The sequence below is a fragment of the Bradyrhizobium sp. CCBAU 51753 genome (genome assembly GCF_015291565.1).
Lineage (GTDB): Bacteria > Pseudomonadota > Alphaproteobacteria > Rhizobiales > Xanthobacteraceae > Bradyrhizobium > Bradyrhizobium ivorense.
The window spans coordinates 5,081,667-5,103,560 of the sequence record NZ_CP030037.1; the positions used below are offsets into that span (position 1 = coordinate 5,081,667).

The following is a 21,894-nucleotide window of genomic DNA, read 5'->3' on the forward strand; positions in this document are numbered from 1 at the left end:
CGAGAACAAGCCATTGATTCTGAAAGTATTTATGACTGCCACGATCTCGATCTCGTGCCCCATGGGCGCCGTCCATCCCTTCATGTCGAAAGATACCGGCGTTGTCCATGTGCGCGATGGACTGAACCGGACCGGCTGCCCCGGCGTCCCATCTGCAACCCACGGACAAGGGAACGCGACGATGTTTGGCCGACTCCCAGGATTGGTGCTGCTGTTCGCTCTGGCCCTTGCCGCGCCGGCCTGCGCCAACGGGCCCGGGAGCGAGTTCAAGCGGGTCAAGGATGCGAAGGTCATCACCTCGCCCGACGGCAAGCTGCGCGTCGAGCAATATGCGCGCGACATGGGCGATGATGGCATGCTGTTTCAGTTCTGGACCTTCGACCGTGCCCGCAAGAACGCTTTCCCGCTGAATGAGGGCGAAACCACCGACCAGGCAGGCTATCAGGCCGGCTTCCGCTTCAGCCCGGACAGCCAATGGCTGGTGCGGATGCAGAAGATCGGCTCCGGCACGCAGACGCTGCACCTCTACAAGCGCAGCGGCGACCGTTTTGCTGCCGCAACCGACAAGCCGCTCGGCGATGCCGCCTGGGACTATTTCTTCACCCAACCCGCCGCGAAGGTCGTTCGCTACGACCCCCAGGACCCCTATTCGCTCGATCATATGCAGGCGGGCCTGATCAAGGGGCTCGAGGACAATTATGCCTGGCTCGGCCAGCACTGGCCCGACAGCCGCTATCTCGTGATCGGCCTGTCGTTCGACATTCAGGGCGAGGACACGCCGTTTCCCTGGGTCGAGGACTGGCGCTGCCTCTACGACCTGAAAACCGGGACCTTCTCGATTCCCGAGGCCTTTGCCGAGCACAACGCCAAGGCGTGGAAAACGCCCGATCCGGACCGGAAATCGCGCTGATTGCCGCGATCGGAACGGTTGGCAACCTGCCAAAATCGGCCGCAAAAGACTGGCATCTCAGGGACAAATCAGTATGTTGCAGCCCGAAATCGCCGCCATGGCCGAGGGGCTGGCGACCCGGTTTGCGCCCCCGGCTTCCCAAATTCAGGAAAACACCTTTGAAAGTCATCGCCAGTTCCATCCGCAAGGGCAACGTCATCGAGCAGGACGGCCGGCTCTATGTGGTCCTGTCCGCCGAGAACATTCATCCCGGCAAGGGCACCCCGGTCAGCCAGATCGAAATGCGTCGCATCGGCGACGGCGTGAAGGTCTCGGAGCGCTACAAGACCACCGACCAGGTCGAGAAGGCCACCGTCGAGGACCACAACTTCAACTACCTCTATGAGGACGGCGACGGCTTCCACTTCATGAACGCCGAGAACTACGACCAGGTTCAGGTCTCAAAGGAGATCGTCGGCACCTCCGCGCCGTATCTGCAGGAGAACATGACCGTGAAGCTCTCGATGCACGAGGGCAATCCGGTCGCGATCCAGCTGCCGCAGCGCGTGACGCTCGAAGTCGTCGAGACCGAGCCGGTCACCAAGGGCCAGACCGCTTCCTCGTCCTACAAGCCGGCCGTGCTCTCCAACGGCATCCGCACCGGTGTGCCGCCGCACGTCTCCACCGGCACGCGCATCGTGGTGATGACCGAAGACGGCTCCTACGTCGAACGCGCCAAGGATTAAGCCTAACGCGCGATGGCGGCTGGTTAACCCTCATCGCGCTTCAGCATCTTGTTTAGGCACGATAGCTGCGGAAAACCGCTACACTGTTTTCCGGATCATGGCTTAGTCTCTCCTGCGATTTCGCAAATGGGCCGAGGGGTGCAGTGAACAGGAAGGTTGTCAGCTTCGTCAGTTGCTGGCTGGCAACCGTTGTCTTGCCTCTTCCCGGCGCTTCCGCCGACGAATTCAGGACGCCCTCGATCTCGGCCATGCGGGTCGAATGGCGTGGCGTGCTCGACCAGCTGCGGCTGGAGATCAACGCCCGCCCGGCCATAGCCCCGGGCTTCACCTTCGCGAGCCAGCGCCGCGTCCCCGCCTCCGATCCGCGTTCGCTCCCCGCCTTGGTGCAGCTCAATGCGGTGACATCGCAAATCTTCCCCGGGATCGCGCGTAGCCCGATCCCCGTGCTGTTGCCGTTCGATACCGCAAACTATCTCGAAGCGCGGCAGGACGGCGCGCCGGCGAGCCTGTCGGTGGCGCGCTATCAGGCCGACTTCCGCCCGGCCGATGTCTTCCATGCCGGCGGCTCCGGCTACGATGCCGTGTTCTCGCTCGAGCCGGGCGCCGGCGACGCCATGCCGCCACGGACCTTCGCAAAGCCGGTCGAGGTGCAGATCTCGGGTTCGATGCTGGTCTACGACCTTGCCGATCGGCTCGCCGGCAAGGGCGAGCCGGTCAAGACACTGGCCGGCACGTTTCCGGACCTGCGCCGCTTCATCCGCGAAGGCTATGTCCGCTACGCCTTCACCCGTTTCGGCATTCCCTATGTGGTGTCGATCCAGTGCCTCGACAGCGTGCCGCGACCGAAGCGGCTGGCCTGCCGCGAGGCCTACCCCGTCGCCGAACGCTTTCTGAAGGCGCTGCGCATTGCCGGCGGACAACCGTCGCGGCCACGCAACGACATCACCTCCGACGTCGCGGAGCGGCCGGCAGCGGCCTCGTCCGACTTCACCTATCGCCCGAGCGGCGACATCATCGCGGGCAGCGGCGCGCGCAAACAGGGCGGGCATGTCGACGTCACGGTCTATTCGCAGATCCGCTTTCCGCTCGAACAGGCGCCGGCCTTTGCACATTCGCAATCCTTCGCCAAGCGCAAGGCCGGTGCGCCGGTCGACGAATATCCCTGGCAGGACAATTTCTGCGAGGCGCGCAGCTTTGAGGTCGGGCAATGCGCCAGCGGCTTCGGCCATCAAGGCCAGGATGTCCGCCCCGGCGCATGTCCCGTCGACAGCAAGGATGGCTGCGACCCCAGGCAGCAGGCAGTGGTCGCGGTGCGCGACAGCATCGTGATCCGCTCACAACAGCAGCAGGCGGCGACGTTGCAGGTTAACACCCGCACCGAGCATATCCGCTTTCGCTACATGCACATGAACCCGACGGCGATGGATGGCGACGGCCTGCTCAACGGACGCCGCGTCGCCGAGGGCGAGAAGATCGGCGTGGTGTCGAATTATCTCGACCATCCCAACGGCACCTCGCGGCACCTGCATTTCGACGTGCAGGTGTTCACCCGCGACGGCTGGATCTGGGTCAATCCCTACACCACGCTGGTGTCGGCCTATGAGCGGCTGATCCGCGGCCGCGGCCGTGAGATCGGACCGGAGCCGCCGGCCGCGGCCGCCGTGGCGCACGCTTTGCCCGACGACGTCATGCGCAACATCGACACCCAGGAAGGCGGCGGCAATTAGCGCGGCCGCGCTGTTGCCACACCGTCAGTCGAGCTGCATTGCGGCCACGATCTCCTTCACGCGCTGCTGGCCTTCGGCAGAGAGCGGCATGACCGGGAGTGGAGGCTGCGCGTGGATGCCTCTGAGATTGGCCATCGCGTAAGCCACGCGAATGCTCGAGAACGTCTTGAACAGCTCCCAGACCGGCTGCAGGCGCGCGTCGAGCCGTCGCGCCTCTGCGGCGTTGCCGCTGGTCGCGGCACGAACGATCTCGAGGCAGATCCCGGGGAAAACGCCTGCGAGCACGCTGTACCAGGTATCGCAACCGGCCAGCAGCGCCGCGGTGCAGTTCCAGTCGGCGCTGTAGCCGAGCGAGAAGCCGGCGGGTGTGGCAGCGCGCAATTCGCTGAGATGGCCCGGTACGGCAACAGCATCGAGCGCAGGACTTTTCACCGCCACGATGCCATCGACGCGGCTCAACCGACCGATCAGCGCCGGCGTGAAACGAAAATGCGTGGTGCCTGGATTGTCGTAGATGCAAATCGGCAACCCGCTTTCGCGCGCCACCGTCTGGAAATGATTGAACACCTCATCATCGGTGAGCGGCGTGTAGGAGACCGCCGCCAGCAGCCCCGCAGCCGCGCCGGCATCGCGCGCGTCCTGAGCCAGCCTCACGGTGTCGTCGGTGCGGAGCGAACCGATGCCGACCAATACCGGCGTGGTCCCTTCCGCCAGGCGAACCGTCGCCTGAACCGCACGCCGCCGCTCGTCGCGAGACAGATACGGATACGAGCCGGTGCTGCCGAGCAGCCCGATCGAATCCACTCTCGCGGCAAGCAACGGTTCGACCAGCGCCCGGAGCGCGCCGACGTCGACCCGTCCGTCGCGGTCCGACGGCGTGATGGGAAATGCGGACAGTCCCTTCAGATTGGTCATCGGTCTATTCCTCTGCAACAGCGCATGCGTCGGTGGGCTTCTGAACAGAACTCATAGCGCGGTCGACCCGGTTCGAGGTGATCCAGTTTCGATCAATCTCGGTGTACCACCCCGCTGTCTCGCCGCGCCGCGCACTGCGGCGCCCCCGCGTCATGGCGGCAATCCGTCGCGGCGGAATGTCACGGCAAGGACGCCGGCAAGGCAGTTGATTGCGGAACCGATTCCATCCCCGTTAATAGACGCTGGTGTATCGCAGATGCCAGCTCAGGCGGAACCAACTGCATGCTCTCAACCTTCACCTGGTACTTTCTCTCGCCAAAAGGTCGCGTCAGCCGTCAGGAGTTCGGCCTCGGGCTGTTCGGTCTCATTCTGGTCGACATGCTGGTCGTTCGTATCGGGTTCAAGTTCGACTCCGCGCCGCGCTACTACGACACCCGGCCGCCGCCGGGTCACGACATCTCCATCCTCCACCTGCTGCTGATCGCATTGTTGTGGCCGTTAGTCGCAATTCTGGTGAAGCGGCTGCATGACCTCAACGTCTCCGGCTGGTGGGCGCTGACGATCCTCGGCGTCCCGCACCTCGCCAGTGCGCTGCACGTCAAGTACTGGGTGCTCTATCTCGCGATCGTTGCAACGCTGGGCGTGCTGCCGGGATCGCGGGGCGACAACCGGTTCGGCGTCGACCCGCTGGCGCGCGCAGGTATTTAACCCCCGATCACGAACGGATCATTCGAGCATCGTCGTCAGCTGCGCACCCTCGTCGGCCACGAACACGGCGATCAGCTCCGCCGGCTCCGTGGCGCTCGCATTGGCGGAGATCACGTGGGTCGAGCCCGGCGGCTCGAAGAAGGACTGGCCGACCTTGAAGGTCTCGACCGGCCCGCCGCCGAGCTGAGAACGGATCTCGCCCTTGGTGATGTAGGCCGTCACCGAGCCGGAATGGCGATGCGGCGGGGTGAATCCACCCGGACCGTAGAACACGCGCACCACCGTGACGCGCTTGCCCGCCACGTTGGGCAGCGCGTGCGAGGTGATGACCTCGACCTTGTCGAGCGGCGACGCCGCATTCGCGCTCGCGCACAGCGGCGCGATCGCCGAGGAGATCGTGTCCATCGAGACCGGCAAGGCCTTGCCGATCGCAAACGCGCAGGCGAGGCCCGCGATCGCGGCCAGCGCTACCGAGCGCGGCGGCCGTGCTGATGGAACGGACATTGTCGCTGCCATCGAGGTCATTGGTGTTTCTCCCTGTTTCCCGTTGTTCAATCCATTTCGCGCGCCGACCTTACGACGCGGCCGCGTCCGTCTTTTGCCGGCGCGGCGGCGGCGTCCAGCGATAGGCGGCGCCGAACCGGTTCCAGACGTTGATCGAGGCGATCGCCGAGGTGAGATAGGTCAGCTCCTGCTCGGAGAATTGCGCAGAGACCTCCGCATAAACCTCGTCGCTGACGCCGTTCGGCAGCGTCGTCAGCGCCTCGGTCCAGGCCAGCGCCGCGCGCTCGCGGGCCGAGAATTGCGGCGCCTCGCGCCACACCACGACGAGGTTCAGCTTGTCCGTGGACACGCCGAGGCTCTCGCCCTGCAAGATGTGATACTGAACGCAGAACGCGCAGCCGTTGATCTGCGAGGCGCGCAGCTTGACCAGTTCGAGCAGCTGCTTGTCGAGGCCGGCCTTGGCCGCGAACTGTCCGAGCGCACGCACCGCGGCGAACACGTCGGGGGCGAGCTTCTCGAAATCGATGTATTCCTTGCGCGCATGTGACATCGGGGCGGCCTCATGTTATCAGTGTTCTGAGATATTATCAGAGCACTGATATGGTGGGCAAGACGCAGGCATCGGCAAGGGCAGCAGCGGGCGGCATGGCGGCAATGCGCAAACGAGGGAAAGCGGCCGGCAAGGCCGTGGCGGCACCGGCCGCGGATGCCATGGTCGCCGTTCCCGTTCCGCCGCCCGGCGAGGGCAAGCGCGGCGAACAGGGCTACCTCGCCTATCTGCTGCGCCAGGCGCATGGCGCCTCGCGGCTGTCGATGGAGCGCGCGCTCGCCCGCCTCGGCGTCACCTCGCCGCAATTCGTGGTGCTGACCATGCTGAAGGCCTATCCGGGGCTGTCAGGCGCTGATCTGGCGCGGGTTGCGATCCTGACGCCGCAGACCGTCAGCGTGATCATCAAGAACCTCGAGCGCGACGGCGCGATCCGCAAGACGCCGCACCCGGTGCACGGCCGGGTGCTGCAGTGGACGCTGACCAGCCATGGAACCACGCTGTTGGAAAAATGCCGGCAGATCGCCCAGGCCCAGGAGCAGCGGCTGGCGGCCAGCCTGGATGCCAAAAGCGAACGCGTGGTCCGGCAATGGCTGTCAAAAATCGCCACAGATTTGCAGGATAGCTAGAGCATGACCCGGAAAAGTGGGTACCGGTTTTCCGACAAGGTCATGCTCAAATAGTGATTCTGCGGCGTCGTGGCTTTTGGCTCACCCCATCGGCGCCATTAAGCTGGCCCTATGAAACAGCCTGATTCTCCAAAGTCCCCCACCCGCCGCGCCGTGCTGAAGGCGGGCCTTGCGGCGGGTGTAGTGCTGGCCAACCCGGTCGGCGCATTGGCGGCCACGCCGCCCGGCTTCGATCAATGGCGCGACAATTTTCGCGCCCGCGCGGCCGCAAAAGGCATCTCGGACGCGACCTGGAATCGCTGCATGGCGCGGGTCGAGCCAGACATGAGCGTGTTCAGGCAGATGCGCAACCAGCCTGAATTCCACGAGCAGATCTGGCAGTACATCAACCGCCGCGTCTCCGACTGGCGCGTGATCCATGGCCGCGAGGCGCTGAAGAAGAACGAGGCGCTGTTCGCCCGGATCGAGCGCGACTTCGGCGTCGAGCGCGGCACGCTGCTCGCGCTGTGGGGCGTTGAATCCGCCTATGGCGATCCCTTGGTGCAGCAGAACCACATGACGCCGGTGTTTCCCTCGCTCGCCGCGCTCGCCTGGAACGAGCCGCGGCGCAAGGCCTATTGGGAGACCGAGCTGATCAACGCGATGAAGATCGTGCAGCGCGGCTGGAGTACGCCCGACGAGATGAACGGCTCCTGGGCCGGCGCGATGGGCCATTCGCAATGGATGCCGGAGGTCTGGCTCAATGTCGGCTTCGACTATGACGGCGACGGCAAGGTGTCGCCGTTCGGCCGGCCCGACGACGCGCTGGGCTCGACCGCAAAATATCTCGTCAACCGCGGCAAGTGGCATCGCGGCGAGCACTGGGGCTACGAGGTGCGCGCCTCCGGTGGCGGCAGCGGCAGCCGCACCTATGCGGCCTGGGCGAGCGCCGGCGTCGTCAGAGCCGACGGCCAGCCGTTTCCGCAGCCGAATGCCTCGGCGCAGCTCTGGATCCCCGTCGCGGGCGGCCCCGCCTTCCTGCTCGGGCCGAACTTCTATTCGGTGAAGAGCTACAACCCGTCGATGAACTATGCGCTGGCGATCTGCCATCTCGGCGATCGCTGCCTCGGCGCACCGCCCTTCATCCAGCCGTTCCCCGGCTCGGAACGCGCGCTGACGCTCGCCGAAGTGCAGGAGATGCAGACGCGTCTCACCAAGGCCGGCTTCGACACCGGCGGCACCGACGGCCGGGTCGGCAACGACACCATGAAGGCGATCAAGGACTTTCAGACCAAGGCGGGCCTCTTGCCCGCCGACGGCTATGGCGGGCTGAAGGTGCTGGCGCGGCTCAGGCAGGGCGGCTGAGGCGCGGCGTCACGCCCGCGCGGTCACGATCCAGATCGCGCCCGGCAGCAGCACGGCGCCACCCTTCGCAAACGGCGTCAGCGCCTCGCGTATCGATGCGGTGGCGGCGGCGCGGACGTCGTCGGGGTGCCCGTCCAGCGCACGGCTGGCCGGACCGATTTCGAGGGCGCTCTGCACCGCCGCATCGATGCCGCGCCCGGTCGCGATATCGAGCTCGACCCGGCACGGCTCCATGGCGACGTTCGAAAACCCGGCTTCGCCCAGGATCCGCGTCACCCGCGCTTCCGATGCGAAGGCGAACGGGCCGGGATCCTCGGGGCCGACCGGCGGCATTTTCGGCACATGCCGATAGACCGCCTGCAGCGGCGCCATGAAGAATGGATTTTCGCGCGGCTCCTGCCAGCAGACGAAAGCCAGCCGCCCACTCTTTCGCATCGCCTTGTGCAGATTGGCGAACGACAACACCGGATCGGCGAAGAACATCACGCCGAAGCGCGAGGCCAGCAGATCAAAACTTTCCGGCGCGAACTGATACACGGTGGCATCGGCGAGCGCGAATTCGACCGGCAGTCCGGACGGCGCGCTCTGCCGCGCCCGCGTCAGCATCGGCTCGGAGACGTCGACGCCGAACACCTGGCCGTTTGGCGCGACCTTCGCCGCGAGTGCAAAGCTCGAGGCGCCGCTGCCGCAGCCGACATCGACGACGCGCTCGCCGGCTTGCGGCGCGGCGCGGTCGACCAAAAGGTCGAGCACCGGCTTGAGCACGATGTCCTGCGCGGCCTGCCGCTTCGCCCAGCGCTCGCCGCCGGGGCCGTTCCAATAGGCGATCTGGTCGGCGTTGTGCTCGTGGCCTTGCGAGGAATCCATTAGCAGGTCTCTTTGGTCGCGGCGCGCAGCATCGGCATCACCTGGTAGGTGAACCCGGCATTGGCCTTGGTGACGGGATCGTTGGCGACGATGTCCTGCGGATCGGCATCGTCGGGCAGTTGCAGCACGCCAAGGCCCCAGAGGCCGGCGGGATCGGCCACGGGGCCGAACACCAGCGCCTTGCCGGCGCGCAGCAGCTCGCCGCAATAGGCGACATGCGCCTGCATGATGGCGGCTTCCTGCGGCGTGATGTCCTGCGGAAAGGTCGGACGCGGACCGGTCAACCTGCAGACGTAGTACTTCATCGAGCTGGCCCGGAGCGCGAGGTCAATTGGCGGCGTTGGCGGGCTTTGCGTGCTTCGGCGGGGCCGTCTTCGCCGCGGACTTGGCCTCCGACTTGGCCTCCGACTTGGCCTCGGCCTTGGGCGGATTTTTTGCCGCGCTGTCGGTGCGCGCAATGCCCCATGGATCGGCCTGCTTCTGGTCCGGCACATTTCCGAGCGAACGCTGGTAGGCGCGCTGGGCGCGCTGCTCTTCGGCCTTCTGCGCCTGCGTCTTCTCCTTTTCCTCTTCGCGATACTGCTGGATGTGGTCCTGCGCCAAGACAGGTCCGGCGATCAGGGACAAAAGGAAGGCGACGGCGATGATGCGCATGGATCAAGTTCCCGGTTGTGCAACGATCATATCATCTGCGCGAAAACAATGACGAGAGTCGGACAAGGAGAAAGTCCGCCTTCGCTCTGCGAGCTTCGGCGCGACAGCCTTCGCCCTGCGATACCGAACAAGTGGCAACTGTTCCCGTGAAGGCTGGCCTGCCGAGCCGTAGCCCGCAGGGCGAAGGCTGGTGGGCGGTGAGAGGATCGAACTCCCGACCAATGGTGTGTAAAACCAGTGCTCTACCGCTGAGCTAACCGCCCCTGCCTGTCGCGCCTCTTTAGCCTCGCCCGCCCCCGCCGCGCAAGGTGGCCGGCTCAATCGGCCGGGCGCCCCGGCAATCCCGCGAGATCGTTGATCCACGGCGCGGCCGAGCGGCACCAGATTTGCCGCTTCGGGGATAGCTGCTCGCGCTGGCGGATGCTGCCCCAGCGGATGCCCCAATCGTCGGGCCCGCCGGCCTCGCCGCTGGTGAACAGCGGTGAGCCGCACTCGCCGCAAAAATGCTGGAAGCGGATTTGGCCGTTGTCGCCGCGCTTGCCATACACCTTTGGCGCCCGTCCGGTCAGCCGGACCTGCTCGCCGGCGCAGATCACCGTGACGCGGTAGGGCGAGCCGGTCAGGGTCTGGCAGTCCGTGCAATGGCAGATCGATACGCGTTCGGGATCGATCTCGGCCTGATAGGTCACGGCGCCGCAGTGGCACTGCCCGTCGATCTGCATCGCGTGTCCCTCCTCCCATTCCCCGCTCCGACAAAATGGATTGCTCCCGCGGCACGTTCCATCGGCACAACGTCATCCCTGGTATCCCGAAAAGGGATTGTTTGGGATACCAATTCGGGATATCCGGGTAGAATCCGAGATTTCACTGTTTTTCGCGGGTTCGCGCATGTCCCAGATGCTCCAGATCCATGACCAGCTGCGCGAGATGATTCTGTCGCTCGACCTCGGCCCGGGCGAACGGCTGACCGAGCGCTGGCTGGAGAGCCGTTTCGAGGGATCGCGCACCCCGATCCGTGCCGCACTGGTGCGGCTCGAGGGCGAAGAGCTGGTGCGCCGCGACGGCCGCAACTGGATCGTGGCGCCGATCGATCTCGGCGAGCTGGAGGCGCTGGCCGAATTCCGCCTGCCGCTGGAGACGACCGCAGTCCGCCTCGCCTGCGCGCGCGCCGGTGAGGCCGATATCGCCGCGATCGAGGCGATGCTCGACGCCTGCCAGTCCGGCGCGCCGCGCGAGGAATGGCACCGCGTTGGCACCGATTTCCATGTCGAAATCGCGCGCCTCTCCGGCAATCCGTTCATCGTCAAGGCGATCGCTGGCGCCATGACAAGGCTGTCGCGGGCGCGCTGGCTGGAGGTGTGGACCGAGCCGTCGCGCGAGCAGGCCTGGGCCGAGCACCGGCGCATCCTCTCCTTTATCAAGGCGAACGATCCGGACGCCGCCGCGCGCGAGGCGGCCGATCATATCCGCGACACCCGCGACCGCCTGCTGCGCTCGCTGAACGAGGACCGCCGCGGCCTGAAGGCGCGCGGCTTCGCCGTGATCGGGCTGCGCTGACATGGATGCTCGCACCGAGATCGATCACGAAGCAGCCCTCGAGGCCGGCCCGTGGAAGCGCAACCTGATCGTCTGCGTCTATGGCTCCTTCACCACCATTGTCGGCATGACGCTGCTGCTGCCGTTCCTGCCGCTCTATGTCGAGCAGCTCGGTGTCACCGACCATGCCGCCATTGTGCAGTGGTCGGGCGTCGCCTATGGCGCGACGTTCTTCTCGGCAGCGCTGACCGCGCCGCTGTGGGGACGCCTCGCCGACCGCTACGGCCGCAAGCTGATGCTGATCCGCGCCAGCCTCGGCATGGCGATCGCGATGTCGCTGATGGGCATGGCGCACAACGTCTACGAGCTGGTCGGGCTGCGGCTCCTGACCGGCCTGCTCGGCGGCTATGCCTCGGGCTCGACAGTGCTGGTCGCGGCGCAGACGCCGAAGGCGCGCTCGGGCTGGGCGATCGGCGTCCTGTCCGCCGGCATCATGGCCGGCAGCCTGGTCGGTCCCTTGGTCGGCGGCATCCTGCCACCTTTGATCGGCATCCGCGCCAGCTTCTTCCTGATCGGCGGCGTCATCTTCATCACCTTCCTCGGCACCACCTTCCTGCTCCGCGAGGGACCACGGCCGAAGGCGGCAAGCGGCGGCAAAGCGCGCGGCGGCTGGGCGCTGGTCCCCGACAAGCGGCCGCTCATCGCGATGTGGGTGACGGGCCTGCTTCTGATGATCGCCAACATGTCGATCGAGCCGATCATCACGGTCTACGTCGCGCAATTGGTGGAAGCGCCGCAGGTGACGTTCGTCGCCGGCCTCGTGATGTCGGCGGCGGCGTTCGGCAGCCTGCTGTCGTCATCGCATCTCGGCAAGCTCGCCGATCGCGTCGGCCACTGGCGCATCATCATCATCTGCCTCGCAGTCTCGGCGGTGCTGCTGATCCCGCAAGCCTTCGTGGCCAGCGGCTGGCAACTGATCCTGCTGCGCTTCCTGATGGGACTGGCGCTCGGCGGCCTGCTGCCCTGCATCGCCAGCGTGATCAGGCACAACGTGCCGGATGCGGTCACCGGCAGCATGCTCGGTTATTCGGTGTCGGCGCAATATGCCGGCCAGGTGATCGGCCCGCTCGCCGGCGGATTCGTCGGCGGCCATATCGGCATGCCAGCGGTGTTCCTCGGCACCAGCGTGCTGATGGCGCTCGGCGCGGTCGGCAATTGGATGGTCGAAGGGAAGCGCTAGCCGCGCCAAACGAAAACGGCGCCCGAAGGCGCCGTTTGATTGCTTGTCGAAAAGAGCTCGTTCAGTGCGCCGTCAGGCCGCTGGCTTCGTCCGAAGCGTCGGGCTTGACGTCGACCTTGGTCTCCTCTTCCCAGACGATCGGCGTCGGCACGCGGGTCAGCGCCTTGGCGACGACCTCGTCCAGCCGCGACACCGGGATGATGTCCATGCCGCCCTTGATCGCATCGGAGATCTCCGTGAGATCCTTGGCGTTGTCCTCGGGTATCAGCACCGTCTTGATGCCGCCGCGTGCGGCAGCCAGCAGCTTCTCCTTCAGACCGCCGATCGGCAGCACGCGGCCACGCAGCGTGATCTCGCCGGTCATCGCGACATCGTGGCGGACCGGAATGCCGGTCATGACCGAGATGATCGCGGTGGCCATCGCGACGCCGGCGGACGGACCGTCCTTCGGCGTTGCGCCCTCCGGCACGTGCACGTGGATGTCGCGGCGATCGAACATCGGCGGCTCGATGCCGTAGTTGATCGCGCGCGAGCGGACGTAGGACGCCGCCGCCGAGATCGACTCCTTCATCACGTCACGCAGATTGCCCGTGACCGTCATCTTGCCCTTGCCGGGCATCATGACGCCTTCGATGGTCAGCAGCTCGCCGCCGACATCGGTCCAGGCCAGACCCGTGACGATACCGACCTGATCCTCGCTGTCGATCTCGCCGAAGCGGTACTTCGGCACGCCGAGGAACTCCTCGATGTTCGCCTCGGTCACCTTCACCGACTTCTTCTTGGAGATCATCAGCTCCTTCACCGCCTTGCGGGCGAGTGTCGAAAGCTCACGCTCCAGGTTGCGCACGCCCGCTTCGCGGGTGTAGCGACGGATCATCAGCAGCAAGGCCGCGTCGTCGATCGACCATTCCTTGGAGTCCAGGCCGTGCTTGGAGAGCGCGGACGGGATCAGGTGCTTGCGCGCGATCTCGACCTTCTCGTTCTCGGTGTAGCCGGCGATCCGGATGATCTCCATGCGGTCCATCAGCGGGCCCGGAATATTCAGCGTATTCGCGGTCGTGATGAACATCACGTTGGACAAGTCGTAGTCGACCTCCAGGTAGTGGTCGTTGAAGGTCGAGTTCTGCTCGGGGTCCAAGACCTCGAGCAGCGCCGACGACGGATCGCCGCGGAAATCGGCGCCCATCTTGTCGATCTCGTCCAGCAGGAACAGCGGATTCGAGGTCTTCGCCTTGCGCATCGACTGGATGATCTTGCCGGGCATCGAGCCGATATAGGTGCGGCGGTGACCGCGGATCTCGGCCTCGTCACGCACGCCGCCGAGCGACACGCGCACGAACTCGCGGCCGGTCGCCTTGGCGATCGACTTGCCGAGCGAGGTCTTGCCGACGCCGGGAGGTCCAACCAGGCACAGGATCGGTCCGGTCAGCTTGTTGGCGCGCGACTGCACCGCGAGATACTCGACGATGCGGTCCTTGACCTTCTCCAGCCCGTAGTGATCGGAGTCCAGCACCGCCTGCGCGGCCTCGAGGTCCTTCTTGACCTTGGACTTCTTGCCCCACGGAATCGACAGCAGCCAATCCAGATAGTTGCGCACGACGGTCGCTTCCGCGGACATCGGCGACATCTGGCGCAGCTTCTTGAGTTCGTGCTGGGCCTTCTCGCGCGCTTCCTTGGAGAGCTTGGTCTTGGAGATCTTCTCCTCCAGATCGGCCAGCTCGTCGCGACCTTCGTCGTCGCCGAGCTCCTTCTGGATCGCCTTCATCTGCTCGTTCAGGTAATATTCGCGCTGGGTCTTCTCCATCTGGCGCTTGACGCGCGAGCGGATGCGCTTCTCGACCTGCAGCACCGAGATCTCGCTCTCCATCAGGCCGAGCACCTTCTCCAGGCGCTGCGTGACGGACAACGTCTCCAGGATGCCCTGCCGATCGGCGATCTTCACGGCCAGGTGCGAGGCGACGGTGTCGCCGAGCTTGGCGAAATCGGTGATCGCCTGAACCACGCCGACGACCTCGGCGGAGATCTTCTTGTTCAGCTTCACATAGTTCTCGAAGTCGGACACGACCGAACGCGCCAGCGCCTCGGCTTCAACCGAGTTGGCGTCGGTGTCTTCGAGCGCGACCGCGGTCGCTTCGTAATACTCGCTGCGGTCGGAATAGCTCTGGACGCGCGCACGCTCGAGCCCTTCGACCAGCACCTTCACGGTGCCGTCGGGCAACTTCAACAGCTGCAGGACGCTGGCAAGCGTACCGGTCTCGTAAATCGAGTCGGGTGCCGGATCGTCATCGGACGCGTTCTTCTGCGTCGCGAGCATGATCAGCGCGTCGTTCTTCATCACCTCTTCGAGCGCGCGGATCGATTTCTCGCGGCCGACGAACAGAGGCACGATCATGTGCGGGAAGACGACGATGTCGCGGAGCGGCAGCACCGGATAGGAATGGCTTTCGCCGTGGATAATCGTTGGCCGGGGTTTGGAAGTCGTCATGGCCTAATCCTCTTGTTTTGCCCCCTTGCACGCAGCCCGCGCTCGCGCAACCGCCACAAGGTGCCTTGATGATCCGGAATAAGTAAGGCGTCTTGGGCCGCTCTTTTTCCGTCTCGTGAAGCGACGAATCTCAACACATGAGGCCCGTCACCGATAGCATTAGGTGGCTATCGGGCACAGGGGAGTCAAGTCTGAGAAGTGCCCGGAAATTCAGGGCTAAACAAGCATTTGCTGCTGCGCGAAACTAGCGGCGCGGCGACATGACAGCGGCTGCCGAAACGACCGGCAGCCGTGCATTTTTGGCAAGGCTTTGGCGAGCGCGCTCAGGCGCTGGCGCTGCTCTCGACCGCACGGTCGGAACGATCCGCGTAGATGTAGAGCGGACGCGCCGTTCCCTCGACCACCTCGCGCGAGATCACGACTTCCTCGACGCCTTCGAGGCCCGGGAGGTCGAACATGGTCTCGAGCAGGATGCTCTCCAGGATCGACCGCAGGCCGCGGGCGCCGGTCTTGCGCTCGATCGCCTTGCGGGCGACCGCGCCAAGCGCCTCGTCGGCGAAGGTCAGCTCGATGTTCTCCATCTCGAACAGGCGCTGGTACTGCTTGACCAGCGCGTTCTTCGGATCGGTCAGGATCTTCTTCAGCGAGGCCTCGTCGAGGTCTTCCAGCGTCGCAACCACCGGCAGACGGCCGACGAATTCCGGGATCAGGCCGTACTTCAGGAGATCCTCGGGCTCGACATGGCGGAAGATCTCGCCGGTGCGGCGATCCTCCGGCGCGAGCACCTGCGCCGCGAAGCCGATCGAGGTCGAACGGCCGCGCGCGGAGATGATCTTCTCGAGGCCCGAGAAGGCGCCGCCGCAGATGAACAGGATGTTGGTGGTATCCACCTGCAGGAACTCCTGCTGCGGATGCTTGCGGCCGCCCTGCGGGGGCACCGACGCCACCGTGCCTTCCATGATCTTCAGCAGCGCCTGCTGGACGCCCTCGCCCGACACATCGCGGGTGATCGAGGGATTGTCCGACTTGCGGCTGATCTTGTCGATTTCGTCGATGTAGACGATGCCGCGCTGCGCGCGCTCGACGTTGTAGTCGGCCGCCTGCAGCAGCTTCAGGATGATGTTCTCGACGTCCTCGCCGACGTAGCCGGCCTCGGTCAGCGTCGTCGCGTCGGCCATGGTAAAGGGCACATCGAGAATGCGCGCCAGCGTCTGCGCCAGCAGCGTCTTGCCCGAGCCGGTCGGACCGATCAGCAGGATGTTCGACTTCGCGAGCTCGACGTCGTTGTGCTTGGTCTGATGGTTAAGGCGCTTGTAGTGGTTGTGCACAGCAACCGACAGCACCTTCTTGGCATGGCTCTGGCCGATCACGTAGTCGTCCAGCACCTTGCAAATTTCCTTCGGCGTCGGGATGCCGTCGCGCGACTTCACCAGCGAGGACTTGTTCTCCTCACGGATGATGTCCATGCAGAGTTCGACGCATTCGTCGCAAATGAAGACAGTCGGTCCGGCAATCAGCTTGCGAACTTCATGCTGGCTCTTGCCGCAGAACGAGCAGTATAGCGTGTTCTTGGAGTCGCTCGTGCCGACCTTACTCATCCATTATCTCCGTCCGCCGTTCGATCTCGTTTGCCAGATCGACCCAATCCGGCACCAAACCGGAGCTTTTGGGTAGATAGAGCAAATTCCGTACCAAAAAAGACCCTACGCAATACTGACCGTGCGAATCACGGTTTATTCGAATCCCCCGCGATCATAGCCGATGCGTCACAGCCAACCATGCTGGCACCCGACTATCAAGAATTCGCTAATCGGGGGGCCAGCTCAAGACCGTGACAATACCGTGATTTTCAACGATCGCACGTGGAATACGCGTCGAAATCCACGGAACGTTGCGGGATTGCCACGCCGGCAAACGAGCACGAAAGCGGAACTTTCTGCCCATGCCCGTGCACTTGCGGGCGGGTCCGCCGGCGTGTTTGCCGGTTATGTGAGGCGTCAATGTGAAGATCACACCGACGCCCCGGGATGCCTGCCCTGACTCAAGCGGCCTTCGCGCTTGCCGGGTCGTCGGGACGCTTGTCGATCACCTTGTCGACCAGGCCGAACGCCTTGGCATCGTCGGCGGTGAGGAACTTGTCGCGCTCGAGCGCGTCCTCGATCGCCTTGTAGGTCTGGCCGGTGTGCTTCACGTAGATCTCGTTGAGGCGCTTCTTGAGATTCAGGATCTCCTGGGCGTGCAGCATGATGTCGGTGGCCTGGCCCTGGAAGCCGCCGGAGGGCTGATGCACCATGATGCGGGAATTCGGCAGCGTGAAGCGCATGTCCTTCTCGCCGGCGGCGAGCAGCAGCGAGCCCATCGAGGCCGCCTGGCCGGTGCACAGCGTCGACACCGGCGGACGGATGAACTGCATCGTGTCGTAGATCGCAAGGCCCGACGTCACCACGCCGCCCGGCGAGTTGATGTACATCGAGATTTCCTTCTTCGGATTCTCGGCCTCGAGGAACAGCAGCTGGGCGACGATCAGCGTCGACATGCCGTCTTCCACCGGGCCGGTCACGAAAATGATGCGCTCCTTCAACAGGCGCGAGAAGATGTCGTAGGCGCGTTCACCGCGATTGGTCTGCTCGACGACCATCGGGACGAGGTTCATGTAGGTTTCAACGGGATCGCGCATTGGAAGGACCCTGGGGTTAGGGGTGATGCAGGACGTCTGAACGACTTGGTCTCAAGGCTTGGTCTTAGGCGAATTTGCCTTAAGGCTTACCTTGAGGCTTAACCCAGATATAGGCCAATTTCCGGCCGACAAGACCGGCACTAGCCACCCGGGCAGGTCAGGAGTTCGGGTCGAACTTCAAGCTGATTCGACCCGCCCCGCCTAGCGACGGCAATCCGTCGCAGGCCGGCTTTCTCGGTACATCATTAACGCGAGGTGCCGCGATTAGGCGGCAGTTTTCTCAGCGTCTTCATCCTTGAACAGCTCTTCCTTGGTGACCTTCTTCTCGGTCACGTTGGCGAGCTCCAGGATGAAGTCGACCACCTTGTCCTCGTAGATCGGGGCGCGCAGCTGGGCCAGCGCCTGGGCGTTGCTGCGGTAGTAGTCCCAGACCTCCTTCTCGCGGCCCGGCATCTGGCGGGCGCGCTCGATCACGGCGCGCGAGATCTCGTCGTCGGTCACGGTGATCTTGTTCTTCTCGCCGATCTCCGACAGCACGAGGCCGAGGCGGACGCGGCGGTCGGCGATCGCCCGGTATTCCTCCTTGGCGGCCTCCTCGGTGGTGTTCTCGTCGGCGAAGGTCTTGTTGGAGGAATCCATCTCGGCCTTGATCGAGTTCCACATCAGGTTGAACTCTTCGTCGACCAGCGACGGCGGCGCCTCGAACTTGTGGCTCTCGTCGAGACGGTCGAGCAGCGCGCGCTTGACGCGCTGGCGGGTGGCGCCGGCGAACTCGGCCTTCAGACGCTCGCGCATCAGTTCCTTCAGCTTGTCGAGCGACTCGAGGCCAAGCGTCTTGGCGAATTCGTCGTCGATCTTGGTCTCGCCGGGCGCCTCGATCAGCGTCGCGGTGGTCTCGAACTCCGCCGGCTGGCCGGCGAGCTTGTCGTTGAGATAGTTCTTCGGGAACGAGACCTTCAGCGTCTTGGTCTCGCCGGTGCCGATACCGATCAGCTGCTCCTCGAAGCCGGGGATGAACTGGCCGGCGCCGATCACGACCTGGATGCCCTCACCGGTGCCGCCCTCGAAGGCCTCGCCGTTGATGGTGCCCTTGAAGTTGATGGTGACGCGGTCGCCCTGCTCCGCCTTGGTGCCCTCGGCCTTGGCATTGTACGGACGGCCGCCTTCGGCGACGCGCTTGATGCCGTCATCGACATCGGCATCGGAGACCTCGACCACCGGCTTCTCGACCGAGAAGGTCTTGAAGTCGGCGAGCGTGATCGGCGGCACCACCTCGATCGCGACCGTGTAGGTCAGGTCGGTCTTGCCCGACAGCAGATCCTCGACCTCGGCCTTCTCGGTCGGCATCGTGATCTTCGGCTCGCCGGCGAGGCGGAAGCCGCGGTCGGTGAAGATCTGCTTGTTGGTGTCGCTGATGGTCTGGTCGATGGTCTCGGCCATCACCGAGCGGCCGTAGATCTTCTTCAGATGCGCCACCGGCACCTTGCCGGGACGGAAGCCGTTGAGACGGACCTTGTCCTTGAGGTCGACCAGCTTGGCGCCCGCCTTGGCATCGAGATCGGATGCCGGAACGCTGATCTTGAATTCGTGCTTCAGTCCCTCGTTGAGGGTCTCGGTGACCTGCATGGTGTCAATCTTCTTCCGCTTTCGCCACGGGCCTCGCGGACCGTCGCAGTGTTCAATCAAGTCGACGCGCGGCCTGTTCAAGCCTGACGCCGGTGGTTCGGTGAACCCGCGGCCCGTCTGGGCTCAAGGTTCTCCAAGGAATCGTCATGCAAACGCTGTAAGCGCTTGGTGCGGGCGGAGGGACTCGAACCCCCACAACTTTCGTCACTGGAACCTAAATCCAGCGCGTCTACCAGTTCCGCCACGCCCGCGTGAAAAGCATCCACTCCGGCCGCGATGCCGCGGGCGGCCGGGCTTATAGCATGCGCCCACCGGTTCGCAGCAAAAAAATGGCCGTTATGCAAGCTGCGCTGCGACTGATCGCGACTGGACAGGCTTAACTGAAAATGGTCCGCATCGGCCCGATGGCAAGTCCTTCTCCCACGATCGATCGACGCACCCTCTTGGCTGGGTTGAGCGCGCTTGCACTGCCAACGGCCTGGCCGAGTGCGGCGTCGCCGCAGGGACTGCCCGCTTCGCTCCGACTTCGAGTCGACAGCCTGACGCCACGGGAAAACGGGCCGGCGGTCGAGGTCTGGTCGTTTGGACAAGATCGGCTCCTCCTTGGCCGGGGACCGGTCGAGAATCTCCGGTTGCGCAACGCACTGCCGGGGCCAGTCCTGCTCAACTGGCGCGGGATCGACGGCGCATCAGCGCTGGAGCCATTTGGGACCGGTGCGGTTCTGTCGACCGGCAGTGAGACCCGGCTTGAGCTGCCTGCCCGTCATGCCGGAACCTTCCAGTGCGAGCTTATCCCTATTGAAGAACCAAGCCGACTGGTCCGCCCGCTCCCCGTGATCATCTACGAGCGCGAACCCGCCGTGCAGGATGGGGAGGAGATTCTTCTGATCGAGGAATGGCGCCTGGACTCCTCCGGAAGAGCAATAGCGCCCGGTGAAAATGCTGAGAAAAGCACGGCATTCTATACAGTTAACGGTAAATCTTCGTTCGAAACCACTGCCAGGAAGCACGACCGCCTCAGATTTCGCTTCATCAACGGCTCGCAGCGAACGGTGCTCGCGATCAAACTGGATGCCGTCGAGTTGCGCGTCATGGCCATCGACGGCCAGCCGGCCGAGCCGTTTCCGGCCCGCAACGGTGCAATAGTACTGCCGCCCGGCGGACGGCTCGACGCTTTCGTTGATGCAACCGCGGCCTCGTCGATTCTCCTGCATGACGGCAAGGACGCCCGTACCATCGGCAAGCTGTCACTCTCCACCCAGCAGCCAGTCCGGAACTCGCCGCGTCCGCCTGCCCCACCGCTGCCGTCGAATGGACTGCCAGCCCAGATCGAGCTGAAAGGGGCCCAACGGATCGACCTTGTCCTTGGCCAACCCAACGATTGGGTAAACCCCACAAACCTGGGCTCGTCCTCCGCGCCGGCCTTCCAGGCCAAGGCCGGACGCCCCGTCGTGCTGGCCCTGACCAACCGTGCAACGGTTGCCACCGTATTTCATCTGCACGGCCATCACTTCCGCCTGCTCGACCGGCTCGACGACGGCTGGAAACCGTTCTGGCTCGACACGCTCGCGATCGAGCCCGGCCAGACCCAGCGCGTCGCCTTCCTCGCCGAATATCCCGGGCGCTATCTGATCGAGCAGGTCGCGACCGATTGGGCCGCGCCGCGGCTAGTGCGATGGTACAGTGTCCAATAACGACAGGGGGAAACGCTCATGAGCCAGACAGTTGCAGCGATCCGCGCAGTCCGCGCGCGAAGCGTCGTGGTGCCGCTCAAGCGCCCGGTGAAGACCGCGTTCGCCACGATCGATTCCGGTCCCCTGGTGCTGATCGATGTCGAGACCGATCTGGGCGTGACCGGCCGCACCTATCTGTTCGCCTACAGCAAGCTGACGCTTCAACCGCTTTGTTATCTGATCGGGGAGATCGGCCGCGAGCTCGTCGGCAAGCCGGTCGCGCCGTTCGATCTGATGCGGGCGATGGACGCCAAATTTCGCCTGCTCGGCTGGCAGGGGCTGGTCGGCATGGCGGTGTCCGGCCTCGACATGGCGTATTGGGACGTGCTCGGCCAGCTCGCCGGCCGGCCGCTGGTCGAGTTGCTCGGCGGTACCGCAAAACCGATCAAGGCCTATGACAGCTACGGCGTGGTCGACCCCGTAGCCGACGAGCGCGCGCTGCGCCGCTCCCTCGACCAGGGATTCAGGGGCATCAAGATCAAGGGCGGCGACGGCGATGCCGCCAATGACGAGCGCGTCGTCAAGGGCGTGCGTGCCCTGCTCGGCGGCGACATCGCGCTGATGCTCGACTTCAACCAGTCGCTCGATCCGGCCGAAGCCACCCGCCGCATCGCGCGCCTTGCGCCCTACGATCTGCACTGGATCGAGGAGCCGGTGCCGCAGGAGAGCCTGTCCGGTCACGCCAAGGTGCGCGAGACCTCACCGACGCCGATCCAGGCCGGCGAGAACTGGTGGTTCCCGCGCGGCTTTGCCGAAGCGATCGCCGCCGGCGCGTCCGACTTCATCATGCCCGACGTGATGAAGGTCGGCGGCGTCAGCGGCTGGCTGCAGGTCGCAGGGCAAGCCGACGCCGCCTCGATCCCGGTGTCGAGCCATCTGTTCGCGGAGGTCAGCGCGCATCTGCTCGCGGTGACGCCGACCGCGCACTGGCTCGAATATCTCGACTTTGCCGGCGCGATCCTGGCGAAGCCCACGGAAATCGTTGACGGCGCCGTCACCGCCCGCGGCCCTGGCCTCGGCATCGAATGGAACGAGCCGGCCGTCGCGAAGTATCTGGTGGAGTGAGA

Annotated in this window: 21 protein-coding genes and 2 tRNA genes; 10 read left to right on the forward strand and 13 right to left on the reverse strand. The window is 64.8% G+C overall.

Features of this window, described 5'->3' with window-relative positions; translation table 11 throughout:
• The first annotated feature begins 181 nt into the window (after positions 1-181).
• From XH93_RS23065 to XH93_RS23075, 3 genes are all read left to right on the forward strand, one after another.
• Positions 182-910, forward strand: a complete 729-nt coding sequence (locus tag XH93_RS23065; RefSeq protein WP_194469266.1) for a hypothetical protein — start codon at positions 182-184, stop codon at positions 908-910.
• A 158-nt stretch (positions 911-1,068) separates the two neighbouring features.
• Positions 1,069-1,635: an elongation factor P gene (gene efp / locus XH93_RS23070; protein ID WP_139483241.1), complete on the forward strand. Its 567-nt coding sequence runs from the start codon at positions 1,069-1,071 to the stop codon at positions 1,633-1,635.
• A 143-nt stretch (positions 1,636-1,778) separates the two neighbouring features.
• Positions 1,779-3,362, forward strand: coding sequence for a M23 family peptidase (locus XH93_RS23075; RefSeq protein ID WP_194469267.1), 1,584 nt, complete (start codon positions 1,779-1,781; stop codon positions 3,360-3,362).
• A gap of 24 nt (positions 3,363-3,386) precedes the next feature.
• Here the strand turns inward: XH93_RS23075 and XH93_RS23080 are convergent, their stop codons facing one another.
• Positions 3,387-4,277: a dihydrodipicolinate synthase family protein gene (locus XH93_RS23080; protein WP_194469268.1), complete on the reverse strand. Its 891-nt coding sequence runs from the start codon at positions 4,275-4,277 to the stop codon at positions 3,387-3,389.
• Between the two features lie 282 nt (positions 4,278-4,559).
• On the opposite strand from XH93_RS23080, the gene XH93_RS23085 reads away from it, so the two are divergent.
• Entirely contained in the window at positions 4,560-4,985 is a 426-nt protein-coding gene (locus XH93_RS23085) for a DUF805 domain-containing protein (RefSeq protein ID WP_194469269.1), read from the forward strand.
• Positions 4,986-5,003: 18 nt separating this feature from the next.
• Here XH93_RS23085 and XH93_RS23090 read toward each other — a convergent pair whose 3' ends face one another.
• Both XH93_RS23090 and XH93_RS23095 read right to left on the reverse strand, forming a co-directional pair.
• A complete protein-coding gene (locus tag XH93_RS23090) occupies positions 5,004-5,510 on the reverse strand; it encodes a cupin domain-containing protein (protein WP_194469270.1) in 507 nt (168 codons plus the stop codon).
• Positions 5,511-5,559: 49 nt separating this feature from the next.
• Positions 5,560-6,039 carry a carboxymuconolactone decarboxylase family protein gene (locus tag XH93_RS23095; protein ID WP_194469271.1) on the reverse strand — a complete coding sequence of 160 codons (480 nt, stop codon included), beginning with the start codon at positions 6,037-6,039 and terminating at the stop codon, positions 5,560-5,562.
• A gap of 104 nt (positions 6,040-6,143) precedes the next feature.
• Between XH93_RS23095 and XH93_RS23100 the strand changes: the two genes are divergently transcribed.
• Both XH93_RS23100 and XH93_RS23105 read left to right on the forward strand, forming a co-directional pair.
• Complete coding sequence (locus XH93_RS23100; RefSeq protein ID WP_194475304.1) at positions 6,144-6,665, forward strand: MarR family winged helix-turn-helix transcriptional regulator; 522 nt, start codon at positions 6,144-6,146, stop codon at positions 6,663-6,665.
• 111 nt (positions 6,666-6,776) lie between these two features.
• Positions 6,777-8,009: a lytic murein transglycosylase gene (locus tag XH93_RS23105; protein ID WP_194469272.1), complete on the forward strand. Its 1,233-nt coding sequence runs from the start codon at positions 6,777-6,779 to the stop codon at positions 8,007-8,009.
• Between the two features lie 9 nt (positions 8,010-8,018).
• On the opposite strand, the gene XH93_RS23110 is transcribed toward XH93_RS23105, so the two are convergent.
• The 5 genes from XH93_RS23110 to XH93_RS23130 form a co-directional block, all read right to left on the reverse strand.
• Positions 8,019-8,876 carry a class I SAM-dependent methyltransferase gene (locus tag XH93_RS23110; RefSeq protein ID WP_194469273.1) on the reverse strand — a complete coding sequence of 286 codons (858 nt, stop codon included), beginning with the start codon at positions 8,874-8,876 and terminating at the stop codon, positions 8,019-8,021.
• The gene (locus XH93_RS23115) at positions 8,876-9,181 is read right to left on the reverse strand and encodes a YciI family protein (protein ID WP_139862723.1); all 306 of its coding nucleotides are present in this window, start codon (positions 9,179-9,181) and stop codon (positions 8,876-8,878) included. Before XH93_RS23115 ends, XH93_RS23110 begins: the two co-directional genes overlap by 1 nt.
• A 22-nt stretch (positions 9,182-9,203) precedes the next feature.
• Positions 9,204-9,530, reverse strand: a complete 327-nt coding sequence (locus tag XH93_RS23120) for a hypothetical protein (RefSeq protein WP_194469274.1) — start codon at positions 9,528-9,530, stop codon at positions 9,204-9,206.
• Between the two features lie 188 nt (positions 9,531-9,718).
• A tRNA-Val gene (locus tag XH93_RS23125) sits at positions 9,719-9,793 on the reverse strand.
• A 54-nt stretch (positions 9,794-9,847) separates the two neighbouring features.
• Positions 9,848-10,252 (reverse strand): GFA family protein, encoded by a 405-nt coding sequence (locus tag XH93_RS23130; RefSeq protein ID WP_194469275.1) that lies wholly within the window; start codon positions 10,250-10,252, stop codon positions 9,848-9,850.
• Between the two features lie 166 nt (positions 10,253-10,418).
• Between XH93_RS23130 and XH93_RS23135 the strand changes: the two genes are divergently transcribed.
• Together XH93_RS23135 and XH93_RS23140 are read left to right on the forward strand one after the other, a co-directional pair.
• The gene (locus XH93_RS23135; RefSeq protein WP_139483232.1) at positions 10,419-11,087 is read left to right on the forward strand and encodes a GntR family transcriptional regulator; all 669 of its coding nucleotides are present in this window, start codon (positions 10,419-10,421) and stop codon (positions 11,085-11,087) included.
• Position 11,088: 1 nt separating this feature from the next.
• Positions 11,089-12,306, forward strand: a complete 1,218-nt coding sequence (locus XH93_RS23140) for an MFS transporter (protein WP_194469276.1) — start codon at positions 11,089-11,091, stop codon at positions 12,304-12,306.
• A gap of 61 nt (positions 12,307-12,367) precedes the next feature.
• On the opposite strand, the gene lon is transcribed toward XH93_RS23140, so the two are convergent.
• The 5 genes from lon to XH93_RS23165 all read right to left on the reverse strand — a co-directional run bounded on the left by lon (position 12,368) and on the right by XH93_RS23165 (position 19,345).
• The gene (lon, locus tag XH93_RS23145) at positions 12,368-14,791 is read right to left on the reverse strand and encodes an endopeptidase La (RefSeq protein WP_139483230.1); all 2,424 of its coding nucleotides are present in this window, start codon (positions 14,789-14,791) and stop codon (positions 12,368-12,370) included.
• 323 nt (positions 14,792-15,114) lie between these two features.
• A complete protein-coding gene (gene clpX, locus XH93_RS23150; protein WP_024515407.1) occupies positions 15,115-16,389 on the reverse strand; it encodes an ATP-dependent Clp protease ATP-binding subunit ClpX in 1,275 nt (424 codons plus the stop codon).
• Positions 16,390-16,832: 443 nt separating this feature from the next.
• Entirely contained in the window at positions 16,833-17,468 is a 636-nt protein-coding gene (locus XH93_RS23155) for an ATP-dependent Clp protease proteolytic subunit (protein WP_139483229.1), read from the reverse strand.
• A gap of 264 nt (positions 17,469-17,732) precedes the next feature.
• Entirely contained in the window at positions 17,733-19,094 is a 1,362-nt protein-coding gene (tig, locus tag XH93_RS23160) for a trigger factor (RefSeq protein WP_194469277.1), read from the reverse strand.
• A 166-nt stretch (positions 19,095-19,260) separates the two neighbouring features.
• Positions 19,261-19,345 (reverse strand) — tRNA-Leu (locus XH93_RS23165).
• Between the two features lie 381 nt (positions 19,346-19,726).
• Here XH93_RS23165 and XH93_RS23170 point away from each other — a divergent pair.
• Positions 19,727-20,788 carry a multicopper oxidase family protein gene (locus XH93_RS23170; RefSeq protein ID WP_246799275.1) on the forward strand — a complete coding sequence of 354 codons (1,062 nt, stop codon included), beginning with the start codon at positions 19,727-19,729 and terminating at the stop codon, positions 20,786-20,788.
• Between the two features lie 18 nt (positions 20,789-20,806).
• Positions 20,807-21,892: an enolase C-terminal domain-like protein gene (locus XH93_RS23175; protein WP_194469279.1), complete on the forward strand. Its 1,086-nt coding sequence runs from the start codon at positions 20,807-20,809 to the stop codon at positions 21,890-21,892.
• Positions 21,893-21,894 lie beyond the last annotated feature (2 nt).